Raw genomic sequence first — 16,310 nt, 5'->3', positions numbered from 1 at the left:
GATATACCGAAAAAGGCCGCCATAGCGGCCTTTTTTGTGCCCGCACCACAGCAATCAGTTGTCCTCCTGCGGCCAGCTATCCGCCACTACAAAACCCCGTGAACACTCTTCCCAGTTGTTACCCCGTTTTACCACCGCTACCACCAGGTTGGCCCCGCGCTCTTCATAAAGCTGAGCTTGCAGTTCGCTAAAAGACAATGCAGGGGTTGCCAGCATCCATGCCGGTAGGAGCCAATCCGGTTTGCGCACCAGCATGTAGAAGGTGTTGGGCTTCTGTATCAAGACAAGTTCGGAGTGGGTAATCCACCACCCTCGCAAGTGGCTGGGGTTAATTGCGCAGGCTTGATGCGCCGTCAAGGGGCGTAGCGGGTGATAGAACAACCAGCCTTTAACCCAAAGTGCCGAATCCATTGGCTGTGTGACGCCAAGTTCAGCAAGGGTGAGAAGGGCTTCTGGCTGACGCGCAAGCTCGATCTGGTGCCCCAGCATGCGTTGCCACTTGGCGGCCAGGCAGTCATCGCGCCGGGTGCCAATATAGTGGTCGAGAGATTCGCCGCTACCATCCAGCAGATACAGTTTCAGTGCGACCTCAAGATGAAGCCACCGCTGGTTCATCTGCACTAGAAAATCGAATTCACCAAGCGTTCTTCGACCATCTTTTATCTGTATGTTTCTTTTTATATCAGAGACATAAGCGTTACGTTTCAGGTGATGGTAGACTATGTTTTCGAAATGCTCGCCAAGGCGCCAACGTGGCTGGTAATCGATTTTCTCGATACACTGTCGGTTGCACCAATCGATTTCAGTCGGACGCTGAAGTTTGGCAGGTGGAAGCAGTAGATCGGGCGTATCGATCAACCATTCCAACTCGGCCTGAAGCCGTTGAGGGTGAGTGCTGGGAAGGTAGGGAGGACGTCGATTCACATCTGCCTCAAAAGTGCCTAGAGTATGCCGCATTCAACACATAGATTGACAGACAGGGGCGCACAATGACAGCAATGACCAAACGTCAGGCACTTCACCTCCAAAACGAAATGCAGCAGAGCAATCGTCAGAGCAAGCGCCATCCGTTGTTGTCCGAGACCGATATCAACAATATTCTGGTCAATGGTGCCAAGATCTCGCTTAGCAAGTTAAAGCGCGCGAAAACCTTTGACGCAAGACTCTACTATTTTGCGGAAATAGGGGTGTTTCTCGAAGTGTCGCTCTCCAGAGGTGCCGGCATATCCGACGAGACCCGCAATCACCTGCGCGAGATCCATCTCGAGGCTACGCACTGGCATATGCAGGCCAATAAACAATTCAACCTGGCATCCGCCTGACAGGTGCTGCTCCAGTCGTGACCGCCACTGAAGACTCTCTATTCGATAGCAAGGCTTTTCTGTCCCGCCTGACGTCGCGCCCTGGCGTTTACCAGATGTATGACGTCAACGGGGCGATTCTGTATGTCGGTAAAGCGCGGAATCTCAAAAATCGTGTTTCGAGTTACTTCCGCGCGAGCGGCCTTACAACCAAGACGATGGCGCTGGTTGCGAAGATCGCGCGCATCGAGGTAACGGTAACCAATAGCGAAACCGAAGCGCTGCTTCTCGAGCAAAACCTCATCAAAGAGTTGCGTCCGCCCTATAACATTCTGCTGCGTGACGACAAATCCTACCCGTATATATTGATCACCGATAAGGATGAGTACCCCGCTGTGCGATTTCAGCGGGGCGCGAAAAAGGGGAAAGGGCGCTATTTTGGCCCCTTCCCGAGCGGTTCTGCTGTTCGCGAGAGCCTTCATATCCTGCAGAAAGTGTTTCTGATTCGTCAGTGTGAAGACAGCTTTTTCCGAAACCGCTCACGACCCTGTCTGCAGTATCAGATCAAACGCTGCAGCGGCCCCTGTGTCGGGTTGATCACGCCTGAGCAATATCGTGAAGATCTGCGCCATGCCACCATGTTTCTTGAAGGGCGTAATCAAACCATCATGGATGAACTCGGCGCTCAGATGGATGCGGCGTCCGCGGAGTTGAACTTCGAAAAGGCGGCAGAACTAAGAGACCAGATAAGTCGTCTGCGTCAGGTGCAGGAGCAACAGTATGTTTCAGGCCTGCAAGGTGATGCCGACGTATTCGGCTGCGCTATGCAAGCCGGCGGTACCGTTGTACACGGGCTGTTTGTGCGCCAGGGACGCGTAATCGGCAGCAAGGTCTACCATCCGCGCGTATCGATAGAAGAAAGCCCGGCTGATGTGCTAGCCGCCTTCATTGGCCAGTTTTATTTAGCCGGTATCCGTGAGATTCCAGATCAACTGATACTGAGTTACGAACTTGAGGAAAACGATGCTCTGGCCCAAGCGCTGAGCCAGAAACGCGGACGGAACGTATCCATTACCCACAAGGTGCGTGGTGACAGGGCGGGCTGGCAGCGACTGGCACAAACCAATGCCGAGCAGCAACTGGCCAGCCATCTGGCCAACAAGCAGAATATCCACGGTCGTTATCTGGCGTTGCAAGATCTATTGGGACTCGACAGTCTGCCTCAGCGCCTTGAGTGTTTTGACATCAGTCACAGTTCCGGCGAAGCAACAGTGGCCTCCTGCGTTGTATTTGATGGAAATGGCCCGCTTAAATCGGACTACCGGACATTCAATATCGAAGGGATCACGCCCGGCGATGATTACGCGGCTATGCATCAGGCGCTGACGCGCCGCTACACGCGTTTGAAAAAGGGAGAGGGCAAGCTACCGGACATCCTCGTAATCGACGGTGGCAAAGGGCAGGTTGCACAAGCGATGGAGGTCTTGGGTAGTCTGCAGATCGACGAAGTACTGGTGATCGGTATCGCCAAGGGACCGACACGAAAAGCCGGTTTCGAAGTGCTTGTGAGCGGTGAGACCGGCGCTGAGCAGATGTTGCAGGGAGACTCGGCGGCGTTGCACCTGTTGCAACATATACGCGATGAGGCTCACCGGTTTGCCATTACCGGCCACCGTGCGCGCCGCGGCAAGGCGCGCAAGCAATCCAGGCTTGAAGGTATTCCCGGTATAGGTCCTAAAAGAAGGCGTGAGTTGCTGCGCTATTTTGGCGGCGTCCGTGAGATTGAAAGCGCCAGTGTTGAAGAAATCGCAAAAGTCTCTACCATTAGCCGGGCATTAGCGGAGGAGATCCACGCCGCGCTGCACCCCGAACATTGAGCGCCATTCCGACAGGCTGTAGATCCTTAGATGAAAATACCCAATATCCTCACGCTGCTGCGGATTGTCCTGATTCCGGTCTTTGTACTGGTTTATTATCTGCCGTTTCCGTGGGCGCCACTTGCGTCTGCCGCTATTTTTTCACTGGCAGCGATAACCGACTGGTTTGATGGCTACCTTGCACGCAAGCTTAATCAGACCTCGCCGTTCGGCGCGTTTCTGGATCCCGTTGCCGACAAGTTGATGGTCGCGGCTGCCTTGGTCGTTCTGGTCGAGACCTTCGCCGAACCCTGGATGACCATTCCCGCTGTCGTAATAATTGGGCGCGAGATTGTGATCTCGGCATTGAGAGAGTGGATGGCCGAGCTTGGCAAGCGGGCCAATGTGGCCGTGTCGATGATAGGCAAGATCAAAACCACCCTTCAGATGATGTCTATCATCGCGTTATTGGCATTTCCGCCACTGACGCTGTTGTCCTGGGTAGGCGTAGGGGCACTTTACGGCGCTGCGATTCTGACCCTCTGGTCCATGTTCATTTATCTGCGGGCGGCCTGGCCTTTCCTGATAGAAGATATTTGAGCCGTATATAGCATGCGGCTCGTATTCGGCTTGAATAACCTAAGTGGTTAATCTTTAAGCAAAAATAATTCAAACATCTTGTTGACACACCGGAACATAGCTCTATAATACGCACCACTTGTTGAGACGACGCGGGAATAGCTCAGTTGGTAGAGCACAACCTTGCCAAGGTTGGGGTCGCGAGTTCGAGTCTCGTTTCCCGCTCCAACAAGTGTTCAAAGAATGGCTGGATGGCAGAGTGGTCATGCAGCGGACTGCAACTCCGTGTACGCCGGTTCGATTCCGACTCCAGCCTCCATTCTTTCAGCTTCCTGCTGAATCTTGATCCACCCAGCCCCGGTGGTGAAATTGGTAGACACAAGGGATTTAAAATCCCTCGGCCTTCGGCTGTACCGGTTCGACTCCGGTCCGGGGCACCAATCCTTTTCAGCGTATCATCTGACAAAACTTTCCCATCCTAGCGTTGTGGTTCGTACTAAGCTTTACCTATCTTTTACCCAAACGAGGGAAGGGAGAGGTATGAGTCGATGGTTGTGCCTAGCGTTGTCGTGTCTGGCTTCAGTATCTTTCATCCATAGCGCGGCCTTCGCCGATGACGGCATGAAGCACCCGCGGATATATGCGGTGTACTGGCGTGGCTGTGAAGAGTCCTGTCAGGGTTATCGGGACTATCTCGAAGCGCATATGCCCGGTGCCGAGCTGATTATTCGGGATGCGGCCCGCGATCGCGATCGCCTGCCGGGTTTTCTTGAAGAGGCGCGTGCGTTTCAACCGGATCTGCTGCTGTCATGGGGCACGACTGTAACGCTTGCCCTTGCAGGGACTCTGTCCGATCTCGGCAACACCGCTTTCAATCATGAGTTGCCGCAAATATTCACGCTAGTGGCCGACCCTGTTGGGGCTGGTATCATCAAAAGCCTGGATGAAACGGGCAGGGCGAACCTGACTGGCACGCTGAATCGTGTGCCGGAAGAGGTGAATATTAATGCCATGCGCACCTATCTTCCGTCATTCAAACGCCTCGGCCTCATCTACAACCGAAACGAGCGCAACTCCGTCCTTAAAAAAGAGGAGCTGGAAGCGCTGGCCCCAAAGATGGGCTTCGAGCTTGTTGCACTTGAGTTGGCGCTTGATTCCAGTGGAGTGCCGCTCGCCGCCGATATACCCGACAAGCTCACCCACCTTAAGCAGCTTGATGTGGACTTTATCTATCTGGGGTCAAGCTCATTCCTGAACGAACAGAGCGCGGTTTTTACCTCGTCAGCCGTCGAAGCGGGGCTGCCGGTCCTGAGCCCTTATGAAAGTCAGGTCAGAGAGTCTGATGCTCTGATGTCGGTCTCGGCGCGCTATTATCAGGTCGGAGAGCTGGCGGGTGAACTAACGCTCCGGATTATAAAAGATGGCGTTGAGCCCGGCAGTTTACCTGTGGCGCGTATGACCGAGTTTGCTTATGTGGTTAACATGGATGTCGCGCGCAGGCTGAATCTTTTCCCGTCTGTCGAGATTTTGCAGTTCGCTGAAACGGTTAAAAACTGATTCGCCGCATATGTCCGGCCAGTAGCAATACAAGTGCGCCGGCAATCAGCCATATGCTTATACAGGCAATGGCAAAGGGGTAGCCATACTCGCCAGCCAGAAATGCGATGGCAAGCAGGCCAATGATGCTGCCGCCGCGCTCGAGCACCCTCAGGCTGCTCAGGATGCCGGCTTCGCCCACTGCCTTTAGCTCATCGCGCTCTGCCAACCGGATCGCTATCGATACCTCCGGATCCCGTATAAGGCCCTGTCCGATACCGACGGCCACGACTGCGCCCACCATCCCCCAGTAGTCTGGCCAGATAGCCGTTATTCCCAGAGAGACGGCCGCTGTGATTAATCCTGTCAACGCGAGAGTCCCGGCTTTGATCCTGCTCTCAAACAGGCGGGAAGAGAGGGAAACGGTTGTCATGACCGATAGAAAGTAGAGCATCACCACACGTGCAACTTCGGCAGCCGATGCGCCCAGTGCGTCAAACTGGAGTGCCACTATGAAGGCGATAAACGCTTGAATCATGATATTGCTTGGCACTGCAATACAGGCAACAAGCAATAGAAAGCGGATGTTCTTTAAAGGGCGTACCAAATCGATAACGTGAGGTATTTTGGCTGCGCCATTGCCCGGGTTGTTCGGTATGCATGTCCACACAAAAGCACCCGCTACGAGCGCTATCAGTGCCCCCACTAAAAACACGGCGGGAGCGCCCGTCCGATCAGCAATAATGCCGCCGGCTGCAGCACCTGTAAAAATGCCCGCAAACAGGGCTGATGTAAAAAGCCCCAGAGACTTCGCGCGCATAGCTTTAGGGGCCACATGCAGTACGTAGTCCTGACAGGCGTTGGTGGCCAGCGCATACCCAAAGCCCGAAAGTGTGCGAAATATGATGAGCGCGATGGTTGATGCTGCCTGTGAAAGCCCCAGATTGGCCAGCAGAATCAAAGTAGTGGCCAGAATTAATAGATTTCGAAAGCCCAGATGCGAGATCAGCGCCCTGACGCAGGGGGCGCCGATCGTGTTAGCCAGTAGATAGCCCGCCAACGGCAGGCTTAGGACGATGCCGGTATCGATCCATGACAGTGGGTTCTCGACAATCCTTGTGTATACCGGCAAGAAAGAGATGGAGAGCGCATCTGTCATGCCGCAGAAAAAAAGAGGAAGGCGAATGTCGTTCAGGTACGCAAACTGAAGTGTTTTGGGTGCCTGCATGGCAACTACCCTTGCGCGCTTGGACAGGAAGGCTGCCGCTTGATCAAGCTCGGTGCGCGCGCGAGTGCCAAGATCGGCGCTGAAGTCTCCAGCGGCTTGAAGATCAAGCAGGTAGCCAAGTCGATTGAAAGGCCCAGTCATCGAAAAGCTCAAGGTAACAATCAGTACCTGATACGCAAGCAGTATCGCAATGAGCAGGACCACCGCGATATCCAGAAGCAGAAATCGTAACTGCATCGCGAAATAATGCGGGTTTGCCTCCACTTCTATATGGCCGATGCGTGTATTACCGCTAAGAATGGGGAATTCTCGGTTTTGCAGGCGCACACCCCAGAGCCCGCTTGAGCCCTGCATATGATTACCGGCCTCTACAACGGGGTCATCACGCGTTGATTCGATCACCGACAGATAGGACACTTCCGGAAAGAGTTGAAGCAATTCATTGAAATAGCGTTCGCCCCCTACCAACCCCTGCAGCGGCACACCGGCGCTGACGGCTCGTTGTATATTGCTGCTGGCGACCGAGCCTATCAACGCTACGCGCTCGGCCTGCTCCGGCTCAAAGGATGACCGGACCTGACTGAATGCATACCATCCCTGCGCAAAGACAGCACACAGCAGCACAATGGTAAGGCTGGGTAGAACGCGGCGACTGATCGCTCTGGCAGCAGGCGAATCCGGAGCCTGCTTTACCATATGGCGTGTTGCGTCTAACGCAGTTGAGGGTGCGCATGTGCTATCGCATTGGTTGTTGCTTGAGTGATTAAGCCTTAGATAGTACTGCTCTTCCGCCTGAATCAGTTTTTGGTGCAGTACTTTGATCTCCTCACCGAAAAGGCCGTGTACCTCGGTTTTCGGTAGAGTGGGGGCAGGCGTGTCCGGCAGGCGGCTTGAGAATTGGGCAAGCAATGATTTAACCGATCCAAAGTCTCGTATCGCCCCGGCTAATTGCAGCCGCAGAATGCACCACGCCAAACCTGAAAATGATAGCCAGGCCAACAGGAATGCCTTGGTTATGCGCATTTGAAGCGCATCACAGACTTTCGTAAACGCTTCTTTGTCGTAGATTGCCACTATCCATCCGGCGATAGTGCCATCCCGCCTTGGTATCGAGACCGCGCTGACAAGTGCAGCATCAGACTCGGCTGACCAACGGCCGTTGTCCTGAAGTTTCATAGCCTGATACAGCGGTTTGTCTATATAGGCATCTTGTGATCGGGGAGATGAGTAGATGATGGCGCCATCGGCCTCGATTACGAAGATCTGTCTGATGTTGGGGTCTTTATTGCGCGCATGCGCCAGTACATCGTTGGCATTGCGCAGCATGCCCAGGGGCAGCCCCATGTTTACGATCGGCCTGAATGCGTTTGAGGTGGATAGGGCTATGACACCGAGGCGCTGCTTGAGCAGGCTTGCCAGAGTTGCATTGTGTTGAAGGATCATCAAAGCGCTCAGAATTGCGAGCACCAGTCCTAAAATTGCCGTTACGCTTAGCCAGCTGCGCCAAAGGATCGACATCCATTCCCGTCCAGCAACAGATTTTGAGGATAGTCTGAAGTATGGCGGTGAAATTCGGATTCGTCGAAAGAAGGGTGAGGCTCGCGAGGCTCGCGAGCCTTATATTAACGCGTTGTATCAGACGGGATGAGCCCACAGATCGTATTCGTCGGCTTCTTCGACCTCGACCAGTAAGCGCTCACCGGGCTTGAGGTGTGTTTGGTTGTCCAGGAAAACCAGGCCATCGATTTCCGGGGCGTCGGCTTGAGAGCGGCAGACCGCGCCTTCCTCGACCACTTCATCGACGATAACTTCAATCGTTTTGCCAACCTTCTGCTGCAGCTTGGCCGCACTGATGCGTTGCTGTACTTCCATGAATCGCTCCCAGCGCTCCTGCTTTACGGCCTCTTCAACCGGGTTCGGGAGTTCGTTGGCTGTAGCGCCCTCGACCGGTGAATACTGGAAACATCCAACCCGATCGAGCTGGGCCTCTTCAAGGAAATCGAGCAGCGTCTGGAAATCCTCTTCGGTTTCACCGGGGAAGCCAACGATAAAGGTTGATCTCAGGGTGATGTCCGGGCACTGCTGGCGCCACTTTTCGATGCGGTGCAAGACTTTTTCGGCGTGCGCCGGACGACGCATGTTTTTAAGCACCGAAGGCGAGGCGTGCTGGAAGGGAATATCAAGATAGGGAAGAATCTTACCCTCAGCCATCATCGGGATGATTTCATCAACGTGAGGGTAGGGATACACATAATGCAGACGCACCCACACGCCGAGCTTTCCGAGCTCTTCGCACAGCTCTTTCATGCGGGTTTTGACTGGCTTACCGTCCCAGAAGTCGAGCTTGTAGCGCGTATCGACACCGTAGGCGCTGGTATCCTGCGAAATAACGAGCAGCTCCTGAACGCCATTTTCAGCCAAACGACGTGCCTCACTCAGCACGTCGCCGACTGGTCGGCTTACAAGATCGCCGCGGAAAGACGGGATGATACAAAAGGTGCAGCGGTGGTTGCAGCCTTCAGATATTTTCAGGTAGGCGTAGTGACGTGGCGTCAGCTTAACCCCAGTATCCGGAACAAGACTGGTAAATGGATTGTGGGTAGGGCGGGGCGCTACTTGGTGAACCTGCTGCATTACCTGGTCATACTGATGCGGGCCGCTGACGGCGAGCACCTTCGGGTGTACCTCTCGAATAAGGTCTTCTTTGGCGCCAAGGCAGCCGGTAACGATGACCTTGCCGTTCTCCTTAAGTGCTTCCCCAATGCTGTCCAGCGACTCTTGAACGGCACTGTCGATAAAGCCGCAGGTGTTGACCAGTACAACATCGGCTCCGTCGTACGAGGGGCTGATCTCATAACCTTCGGTCCGTAACTGAGTCAGGATCCTCTCGGAGTCGACGGTATTTTTGGGACAGCCCAGGCTGACGAAGCCAACTTTCGGAGAACTCATAAAAACCACCCGGTGTAATCGTGTATTCAGGACGCGCGATTCTAGCTGAAGATCAATAAATGCGCGACTCGGTACTCGCCGGCAATGCTAAACATGCTAATATCGAGGGCATAATACATATTATTTGATACATATGGTGTATTTATGACACAGCCCAGCAGCACTCGGGCCCGCGTATTCGAGGCGGCAGACCTTCTGCTTGAGCAAGGGATTCGCCCCACGCAGCAGGCTGTTCGTGAACAGATCGGTAGCGGAAGCCTAACCACGATCAACAAGGCGCTCAACGATTGGTGGCGCACCTTGGGCGAGCGTATTACGCGCCAGCAACAGCACCCCGAGCTGCCTGAGCCGGTATTGAATATCGCCAACCAGCTTTGGGACAGGGCGCTGGCATACGCCGAAAACCGATTCGAAGAGCAACGCCAGCAACTCGAGCACAGAGAAGCCGAATTGCGCGGGCAGATTGCACGTAGCGAGCAGGGCGGGCATCAGGCGATGCAGGAGCTTCAGGCGCAGAATGGCAGATTGCTTGAACGCTACGAGAAGCTCGCTGACGAGAAACATGAGCTTGAACAAAGGCTTCTGAAGGCGGACGAGCATCATTACCGGCTCAAAACCGAAAATGAAGAGCTGCATCGCAAGCTCCGCCAGCAGGAGTTGATGGCAAATGGCAGCCAGGGCGGTGGCGAGGCACTGATAGAAGCTCGCGTCAGGCTGAGCATCCAGGAGGAGGAGCTTGCTCGCCTTCGCTCGCGTAACGATGAGCTGAATCGCGAAAATGCGATGCTGCGCCAGCAAGTTCAAAAGCAACCGCTTTAGATGCCAATTTACCTGAATTTATACTCGTATCGGATTGATTAGTATGGAATATCAGATCGATATAAACAGTGAGCAAGATGAAATAGTCGCACTCATAAACAGTGCTGTCAGCGGTGACACTATCTGCTGTAAGCGGGAGTCGCAGTTTGAGATCTGCAAGAGCGCACTGCTACAGGCAAAGCTTGCAGGGGTGACAATTTGCCTGCTTGATCAGGACGACTATGTCATCCGTCAGACCTCCAGTAAAAAGCGCAATCAGGTAAAAGGCCCCAGGCTGACCGATCGCCAACTGGTTGTAATCAAAGCGCTGGAGAAGGTGTTGGCGCACTGTCGAAAAGAGGGCGTTGCACTTATCGGTTACAGTGACGAGTTAGTTGCAATGCCTGATAGCGTGGCAGCCTGCGATCTGGCTTCTGCTTATGCGGTGGAGGTGGATTCATCCGGTTGCTATAGAGGGGCCGACGGTATTGATTCGTCTATCTTGCCTTGAATAGAATTTAGCTAGAACGAAACCGCGTCGCCAGAAATGGCCTTCCAAGGCAGAGATTTTTTGATGAGCAACCCGATTCGCGTACTACTGGTGGACGATCACTCAATCGTTCGATTTGGATACCAGCAGCTTCTGATGGAAAACCCGGCGATCAAGGTTGTAGCGGAGGCCGAGAACTGTGCCGACGCTTTGAATTGCTACCGTTTACACACGCCTGATGTTGTTATTCTGGACCTTTCCATGCCGATGGATAGCAGCTCGGAGGAAGTGCAATCAACTGCAGGCGGGCTTGAAGCCATACGCCGCATTCTTAGTCACGACAACGACGCTCGCATTCTGGTGGTGTCTGGCCTGGATACCAACCCATACCCTCAGCGTGCTGTTCAGGCCGGGGTTCAGGGTTATGTTACCAAGAGAAATGCGTCGTCAGAGCTAAAACAGGCGGTCGAGAATATCGCCTCAGGGAAGGTGTTTTACTCGAAATCAATCCTGCATCTTATTGATACAAAAAAGGATAACTCCGAAGAAAGTCAGTTATCACAGCTGACGAGTCGCGAGCTTGAAATCTTTTCGATGATTGCTGAAGGGCACTCGGTCAACCATATCGCCGAGATGATGCATTTAAGCCCGAAAACCATTCACGCGCACCGCGCGAATCTGATGCGCAAGCTGGGTATCAGTTCCAACTCGGACATCATACACATTGCCATGCGGGCGGGCATTCTGCAGACCTGACAGATTGCGTGCTAACGTTTTATTAGCCGCACGTTATAGGCGCAGTAGCAGGAAAGAGTATGACCGACACTCCGGATATTCCTTCACAGGACCAGCAGATCAACGATTCGCTGGCGCTTTGGCAACTCATACAGGTTGGCGACTTGATTCAGGTTGAGGCCAACCTCCTTTCAGACGAAGGGCGCCCTCAGCTGCGTTCAAATCGATACTATGAGGTGGTCGCCAAATCCGATGGCAGTAATGGGCATTACGGCTTCTATGTCCAGTCGGATCTCACCAACGAGGTGATAGAGGTCTTTGCAGGTTTTGTGATGGATTACCAGCGGGCAGCCACACCCCCTCATCACGCATGAAAAGGGGGATGGAAGGCTTACTCATGAGGTGCCGAGGTAGGCACTGAAAGTCTTCGGAGCTGCTCGACACTGCCGGGACGCCCCATCAGGAAGCCCTGGATTTCATCGCAACGCTGCTCACGCAGAAATTGCAGTTGCTCCGCTGTCTCGACTCCTTCGGCAACCACCCTCAGCCTTAAGTTGTGGGACATACTGATGATAGCCCGAACCAGATTCTCATCATCCTGGTCGCCTGGGATATCACGAATGAACGAATAGTCGATTTTCACGGTGTTGACCGGCAGTTTCTTGAGGTACATGAGGGATGAGTATCCGGTGCCGAAATCGTCCACCGCCAATCGCACGCCCAGCGCCCTGATTTGCGAAAGCACAGGAATAAACTGATCGATGTTCTCCATGACGTAGGTTTCGGTGATTTCAAGTTCGAGCAGGTGAGGCGGGAGATTGAACCGATACAGGGTATCTTCGATATCTTTTATAAGGTCGCGGTCACGCAGCTGACGGGGGGAAAGATTCACAGACAGCAGAATATTGAATCCGTCGCGGTGCAGTATCGACGCTTCTCGACAGGCCTCGTTCAATACAAAGCGCCCGATCTCGACAATCAGGTTACTGCTCTCGGCTATGGGTATGAACTCGCCAGGCGATACTGTCCCAAAAACAGGGTGATGCCAACGAACAAGGGCTTCTGCGGCCAATACGCGGCTGGCGGAGATGTCGAAGCGGGGTTGATACTCGACAAAAAGCTGGCGTCTGACCAGTGCATCTCTCAGCCCCTCTTCAAGTTGGTAGCGTCGCTGATGTTTGGCGTTAATGGCGGGGTCGAAAAAGTAGCACGCGTTGCGACCGCTCATCTTGGCTTCGTACATGGCGAGGTCTGCGTTGTTGAGCATCGCTTCCGGATCTTCGCCGCTATCCAGTCCCATAGCGATGCCGATACTGGCCGAGCTGAAGCAGTGGTTAGTACCCAGCTCGAATGGCTCACGCAGGACGTGCAGTATGCGCGTCGCGATCGCTTGTGCCTGCGACCGTGTGCTCACATCGGCAATGATAACGGTGAATTCGTCGCCTCCAAGACGGGCGACAGTATCTTTAGCTTGTACGCAGGTTCTCAGTCGATCGGCCACCTGTCTAAGGAAGGCATCCCCAAGCGCATGGCCATGCGAATCGTTGATCGATTTGAAATTATCGATATCGATAAATAGCACCGCGGTAGTGTCCGGTGCGCGCAATAACTGCTTCATCAGCCGTTGATGGAACTGACTTCGGTTGGGCAGACCTGTCAGTGCATCGTATAACGCCAGTTGCTCGAGCTTTCGCTCGGCTTGCTTGAGATTGGTGATGTCGCTGAACAGCAGGGCAGAGCGCTGCTGTCCATCACGCCCCGGTAGCTGCGTAATGGACACCAAAACCGGCAGAGACGAACCGTCGGCGCGTACGAGGCTGCACTCGCCCTGCCAAGCTTCATGGCCATGCAGATGCAGGCTGATCTGGGGGTGCGTGCTCAGAAAGCGACTCAGCACAAGTGTGCCGCCAAACTCATCAGCGTTGCACATCGACTGAAATGCACGGTTGGCCGATATAACCTGATTATCGGCATCGAGTACGATAATCGCTTCATTGGTTGCCGCAACCACCTGATGCGCAAGGTCAAGCTCCTCTTGCACCTTCTTGATTGTCGAAATGTCGGTTGCGATACAACCAACCGACATGACTGCGCCGTCGTCGTCGAGTATGGGGAATTTGCTCAACAGGAAGATGCGTGCGGCACTGCCTTCCCCCAATTCAGATTCGTATTGAATGGGGCGCCCGCTCTCTATAACGTGCCTGTCCGTTTCCTGGGCGCGAGCAAGCGCCTCGCCTTTTAACAGTTCGTCGTCGCGTCTGCCGACGATCTTATCCGGCTGCAATGCCAGCGTGCTGGCCAGCTTTTCGCTCGCTAGCAAGTAGCGACGTTCCAGATCTTTGATGAAAATCAAGTCAGGCGCGTTATCGATGATGCTGGAGAGGCGCTTATCGCGTTCGCGGATTCGTAAAAGCATGCGCTCGACAGCACGGCCCACACGTGCGAACTCTTTGAATTTGGAGCCGCTGAATGGCTGGGGCGATCCGCTCTCAGGGACCTGTTCTGCGTATTGCGCAAGATGAGAGAGCGCGCCACGCGTCATCTTTCGGATCACCAGCATGGCCAGGATACCCAAAATGACCACGAGTAGAAGGGCATAGGAGAGCTGGGACAAGTAAGCACTTTGCAGCCCCTGATAAGCGCTGTTCGGCAATACTGACAATACAGAGTAGGGCGTGCTCTGATCGATACTGAAGGTATGCTCTCGCAGAATCGTGTCGCCTCGCATGTAAAGGCCGTTGTTCAGCGGTGTAGCCAATGGATCCACCGACGCCTGAAACCCTTTTCTCGATATTTTATCGAGCACCTGACCATCGCTGACGATGTAAATGGCATCGGAGTTGAAAAGACTCTGCAGTTGGCTGGTAATCCAGAAGTTGTCATTCAGCAGCACGAAACAGTTCAACGTGCCTACGACCTGGCCGTCAACCTCACTGGTGACCGGAATACTTAACAGCAGCAAGGCATAGCGGGTGCTCCCGATGGTCGCGCTCACGCTACGCCATGCGCCGGGCACGCCGTACCGCTGACTTAACTCGGTAAGCGGGAGCGGCAGGTTGAGCATGCTCACGTTGGCGGCCGCTACGGCTCGCCCGGATGTGGTCGTCACCGTTATCGCATCGATTTGCTGACCGCTGCTGCCGGCCAGAAAAGCGTCGATCGTATGTGACACGAGATCCAGATCGCCTGTACGCAGGCCATCGCGGATTCCACGAATGTGGCTGACCTCATTAAACAGCAGTTCGATGTTGCTGAACTTGGACTTTAGCAGACTGTCCAGTGCACGCTGATCACGCTCATAGCTCAACCTGACTTCGTGCTGAAGTGCATGTTGAGACCCCAGATACGCAGGGGTGATCAGAATGGCTGACGTAACGGCCAGCAACACTAGAACAAGTGACAGGATGAACGTAGAGAATCGCAACACCCTATTCATTGCGGCGCATCCGTTGTGTCACTTAAACGAAACGCCTGCTCGATCAGTTTCTGAAGGCTCTCCGGTGGCATATCCGTATCAATCAGTCTTAATTCACCTGCAAACACGTGTGGAACTTGCTCAGCCCGCTGTAGCAGATCAAGCTTTATCGCTTCAGCCATGGCGATACCGTTATCGTCATTAATGCGCATGACCGTCAGATCAAGCCCTTCGTGCCCAAGCGCCTCAAGCTCTGCAGCACCGCCGCCCCAACCATTTAACAGCACATCGGTTCGCCCCATCTCTCGGAGTGCCCGAAGCGCACCCAGGGCAACATCGGTCGAGCACGCAAAGATCATCTTCAAATCTGGATTTTGTTTCAGCGTATCAAGTGTGGCCTGATACGCGCGCTCCTGCTGACCATCGGTGTAGTAGGCAGCTACCTGCTGAACCTCGGCATAGCGCGCAGCTTCTGCTGCAAAGGTGTCGCCACGCATCTGGCTGACATAGCCAGGCGAGAAATAGAGTAGCAGGTACTTTCCTCGGTAATTGATCTTCTCCAGCATCCAGTTGGCCATTAGCTTTGTGCCTTCCGCGTGATCGAAGCCGACATACAGAAAGGGCGGATAGGATTGCCAGTCCACGAGCGGCGTCGTGATGTTCTGAAGAATCAGCTTGGGTTTTCCCTGGGCAAGAATGCGCTCGATCATCCGCCCCTGAGGGGCTACATCGAGGGTGAATGCAAGGTAATCCGGCTGCCACTCCAGTGCGCGTGCAAGCTGTCGGCTCTGTAACGCGGTATCGACCGATGGGTGAGAAAAGAATGACCTCAACTCAAACGGAATTTTAAGGTCGCCAAGACGCTTCTCCAGCGCGGTTTGGCTGCGCCTCCAGTAATCGGAAGCCTGGATGCCCGGATATACGAGCGCGATCTTGACGGGTGAGTCTGTGTTTAGCTGCGCTGGAATCGCATCCTCTCTCACGGCGTCTGCAAAATGTGATGCAACGTTGTGCTGGTCCGGGTGCTGCCGGTAATACTGCTCAAGCCTTACATACTCAGAAGCGGCGTGCGTGCAAAGCGGCTGCATCACCCACATCATCAGGGTGGCATATTGAATAAAACGTGAAAGTCGAATTGCTGAAGACATACCCGCCAACTCCCTTTAGCAAGTCCTCGCAGAGCGCGAAGACATGGTCCTCGCTGTAAGCTTAGTTCAGCTAGAGCGAAGCGTTGTTTTCTAATTCTTATAACGGTACGACTATCTCGACGCGGGTCAGCAGCTTCCCATATGGAAATACGCAAATCAATCGTACTCTTTTGAATTTAATGGTTTTTAATGCGGCAGATCAGGGATGTGAAGCTATGGGGAAGTGTCGAAAGTGCAAAATCTATAAATAAAAAAACCACCCGGAACATCAGCAG

Annotated in this window: 13 protein-coding genes and 3 tRNA genes; 11 read left to right on the top strand and 5 right to left on the bottom strand. The window is 53.9% G+C overall.

What is annotated here, in order from left to right:
- Positions 1 to 54: 54 nt before the first annotated feature.
- On the bottom strand, positions 55 to 924 hold the full coding sequence (locus ADIMK_RS20170) for a DUF1853 family protein (RefSeq protein WP_197027598.1): 870 nt from the start codon (positions 922 to 924) through the stop codon (positions 55 to 57).
- Positions 925 to 989: 65 nt separating this feature from the next.
- On the opposite strand from ADIMK_RS20170, the gene ADIMK_RS20165 reads away from it, so the two are divergent.
- The 7 genes from ADIMK_RS20165 (at position 990) to ADIMK_RS20135 (ending at position 5,293) form a co-directional block, all read left to right on the top strand.
- On the top strand, positions 990 to 1,322 hold the full coding sequence (locus tag ADIMK_RS20165; RefSeq protein WP_036191988.1) for a hypothetical protein: 333 nt from the start codon (positions 990 to 992) through the stop codon (positions 1,320 to 1,322).
- Between the two features lie 95 nt (positions 1,323 to 1,417).
- On the top strand, positions 1,418 to 3,178 hold the full coding sequence (gene uvrC, locus ADIMK_RS20160) for an excinuclease ABC subunit UvrC (RefSeq protein WP_231517109.1): 1,761 nt from the start codon (positions 1,418 to 1,420) through the stop codon (positions 3,176 to 3,178).
- Between the two features lie 30 nt (positions 3,179 to 3,208).
- The gene (gene pgsA / locus ADIMK_RS20155; RefSeq protein WP_036191983.1) at positions 3,209 to 3,757 is read left to right on the top strand and encodes a CDP-diacylglycerol--glycerol-3-phosphate 3-phosphatidyltransferase; all 549 of its coding nucleotides are present in this window, start codon (positions 3,209 to 3,211) and stop codon (positions 3,755 to 3,757) included.
- Positions 3,758 to 3,888: 131 nt separating this feature from the next.
- Positions 3,889 to 3,964: transfer RNA gene (locus ADIMK_RS20150), tRNA-Gly, on the top strand.
- Between the two features lie 17 nt (positions 3,965 to 3,981).
- Positions 3,982 to 4,055 (top strand) — tRNA-Cys (locus tag ADIMK_RS20145).
- Positions 4,056 to 4,090: 35 nt separating this feature from the next.
- Positions 4,091 to 4,176, top strand: a tRNA-Leu gene (locus tag ADIMK_RS20140).
- A 100-nt stretch (positions 4,177 to 4,276) separates the two neighbouring features.
- Positions 4,277 to 5,293 carry an ABC transporter substrate-binding protein gene (locus tag ADIMK_RS20135; RefSeq protein WP_036191980.1) on the top strand — a complete coding sequence of 339 codons (1,017 nt, stop codon included), beginning with the start codon at positions 4,277 to 4,279 and terminating at the stop codon, positions 5,291 to 5,293.
- Here ADIMK_RS20135 and ADIMK_RS20130 read toward each other — a convergent pair.
- Positions 5,283 to 8,018 carry an MFS transporter gene (locus ADIMK_RS20130; protein ID WP_036191979.1) on the bottom strand — a complete coding sequence of 912 codons (2,736 nt, stop codon included), beginning with the start codon at positions 8,016 to 8,018 and terminating at the stop codon, positions 5,283 to 5,285. The two genes, ADIMK_RS20135 and ADIMK_RS20130, sit on opposite strands and share 11 nt — an antisense overlap.
- Positions 8,019 to 8,135: 117 nt before the next feature.
- Positions 8,136 to 9,449, bottom strand: coding sequence for a 30S ribosomal protein S12 methylthiotransferase RimO (rimO, locus tag ADIMK_RS20125; protein WP_036191976.1), 1,314 nt, complete (start codon positions 9,447 to 9,449; stop codon positions 8,136 to 8,138).
- Between the two features lie 144 nt (positions 9,450 to 9,593).
- Here rimO and ADIMK_RS21560 point away from each other — a divergent pair, with 144 nt between their 5' ends.
- From ADIMK_RS21560 to ADIMK_RS20105, 4 genes are all read left to right on the top strand, one after another.
- Entirely contained in the window at positions 9,594 to 10,268 is a 675-nt protein-coding gene (locus tag ADIMK_RS21560) for a DNA-binding protein (RefSeq protein ID WP_051693175.1), read from the top strand.
- A gap of 43 nt (positions 10,269 to 10,311) precedes the next feature.
- Complete coding sequence (locus ADIMK_RS20115; RefSeq protein ID WP_036191974.1) at positions 10,312 to 10,758, top strand: hypothetical protein; 447 nt, start codon at positions 10,312 to 10,314, stop codon at positions 10,756 to 10,758.
- Positions 10,759 to 10,821: 63 nt separating this feature from the next.
- A complete protein-coding gene (locus ADIMK_RS20110; protein ID WP_036191971.1) occupies positions 10,822 to 11,493 on the top strand; it encodes a response regulator in 672 nt (223 codons plus the stop codon).
- 59 nt (positions 11,494 to 11,552) lie between these two features.
- Positions 11,553 to 11,846 carry a hypothetical protein gene (locus ADIMK_RS20105; protein ID WP_036191969.1) on the top strand — a complete coding sequence of 98 codons (294 nt, stop codon included), beginning with the start codon at positions 11,553 to 11,555 and terminating at the stop codon, positions 11,844 to 11,846.
- 17 nt (positions 11,847 to 11,863) lie between these two features.
- On the opposite strand, the gene ADIMK_RS21555 is transcribed toward ADIMK_RS20105, so the two are convergent.
- Together ADIMK_RS21555 and ADIMK_RS20095 are read right to left on the bottom strand one after the other, a co-directional pair.
- Positions 11,864 to 14,908 carry an EAL domain-containing protein gene (locus ADIMK_RS21555; RefSeq protein ID WP_051693174.1) on the bottom strand — a complete coding sequence of 1,015 codons (3,045 nt, stop codon included), beginning with the start codon at positions 14,906 to 14,908 and terminating at the stop codon, positions 11,864 to 11,866.
- Entirely contained in the window at positions 14,905 to 16,035 is a 1,131-nt protein-coding gene (locus tag ADIMK_RS20095; RefSeq protein ID WP_036191967.1) for a substrate-binding domain-containing protein, read from the bottom strand. The genes ADIMK_RS21555 and ADIMK_RS20095 overlap by 4 nt, the downstream gene beginning before the upstream one ends.
- Positions 16,036 to 16,310: the final 275 nt, after the last annotated feature.

Origin of the sequence: Marinobacterium lacunae (genome assembly GCF_000705555.1) — a bacterium.
Lineage (GTDB): Bacteria > Pseudomonadota > Gammaproteobacteria > Pseudomonadales > Balneatricaceae > Marinobacterium_D > Marinobacterium_D lacunae.
Note: the sequence above shows the minus strand (reverse complement) of the source record. Positions and strands in the feature narration are given on the sequence as shown.

Bases quoted from the DNA above. Each gene is read 5' to 3' on its own strand.
- ADIMK_RS20165 (WP_036191988.1), top strand. From the start codon at position 990: ATGACAGCAATGACCAAACGTCAGGCACTTCACCTCCAAAACGAAATG.
- uvrC (WP_231517109.1), top strand. From the start codon at position 1,418: ATGTATGACGTCAACGGGGCGATTCTGTATGTCGGTAAAGCGCGGAAT.
- pgsA (WP_036191983.1), top strand. From the start codon at position 3,209: ATGAAAATACCCAATATCCTCACGCTGCTGCGGATTGTCCTGATTCCG.
- ADIMK_RS20135 (WP_036191980.1), top strand. From the start codon at position 4,277: ATGAGTCGATGGTTGTGCCTAGCGTTGTCGTGTCTGGCTTCAGTATCT.
- ADIMK_RS20130 (WP_036191979.1), bottom strand. From the start codon at position 8,018: ATGTCGATCCTTTGGCGCAGCTGGCTAAGCGTAACGGCAATTTTAGGA.
- rimO (WP_036191976.1), bottom strand. From the start codon at position 9,449: ATGAGTTCTCCGAAAGTTGGCTTCGTCAGCCTGGGCTGTCCCAAAAAT.
- ADIMK_RS21560 (WP_051693175.1), top strand. From the start codon at position 9,594: ATGACACAGCCCAGCAGCACTCGGGCCCGCGTATTCGAGGCGGCAGAC.
- ADIMK_RS20115 (WP_036191974.1), top strand. From the start codon at position 10,312: ATGGAATATCAGATCGATATAAACAGTGAGCAAGATGAAATAGTCGCA.
- ADIMK_RS20110 (WP_036191971.1), top strand. From the start codon at position 10,822: ATGAGCAACCCGATTCGCGTACTACTGGTGGACGATCACTCAATCGTT.
- ADIMK_RS20105 (WP_036191969.1), top strand. From the start codon at position 11,553: ATGACCGACACTCCGGATATTCCTTCACAGGACCAGCAGATCAACGAT.
- ADIMK_RS21555 (WP_051693174.1), bottom strand. From the start codon at position 14,908: ATGAATAGGGTGTTGCGATTCTCTACGTTCATCCTGTCACTTGTTCTA.
- ADIMK_RS20095 (WP_036191967.1), bottom strand. From the start codon at position 16,035: ATGTCTTCAGCAATTCGACTTTCACGTTTTATTCAATATGCCACCCTG.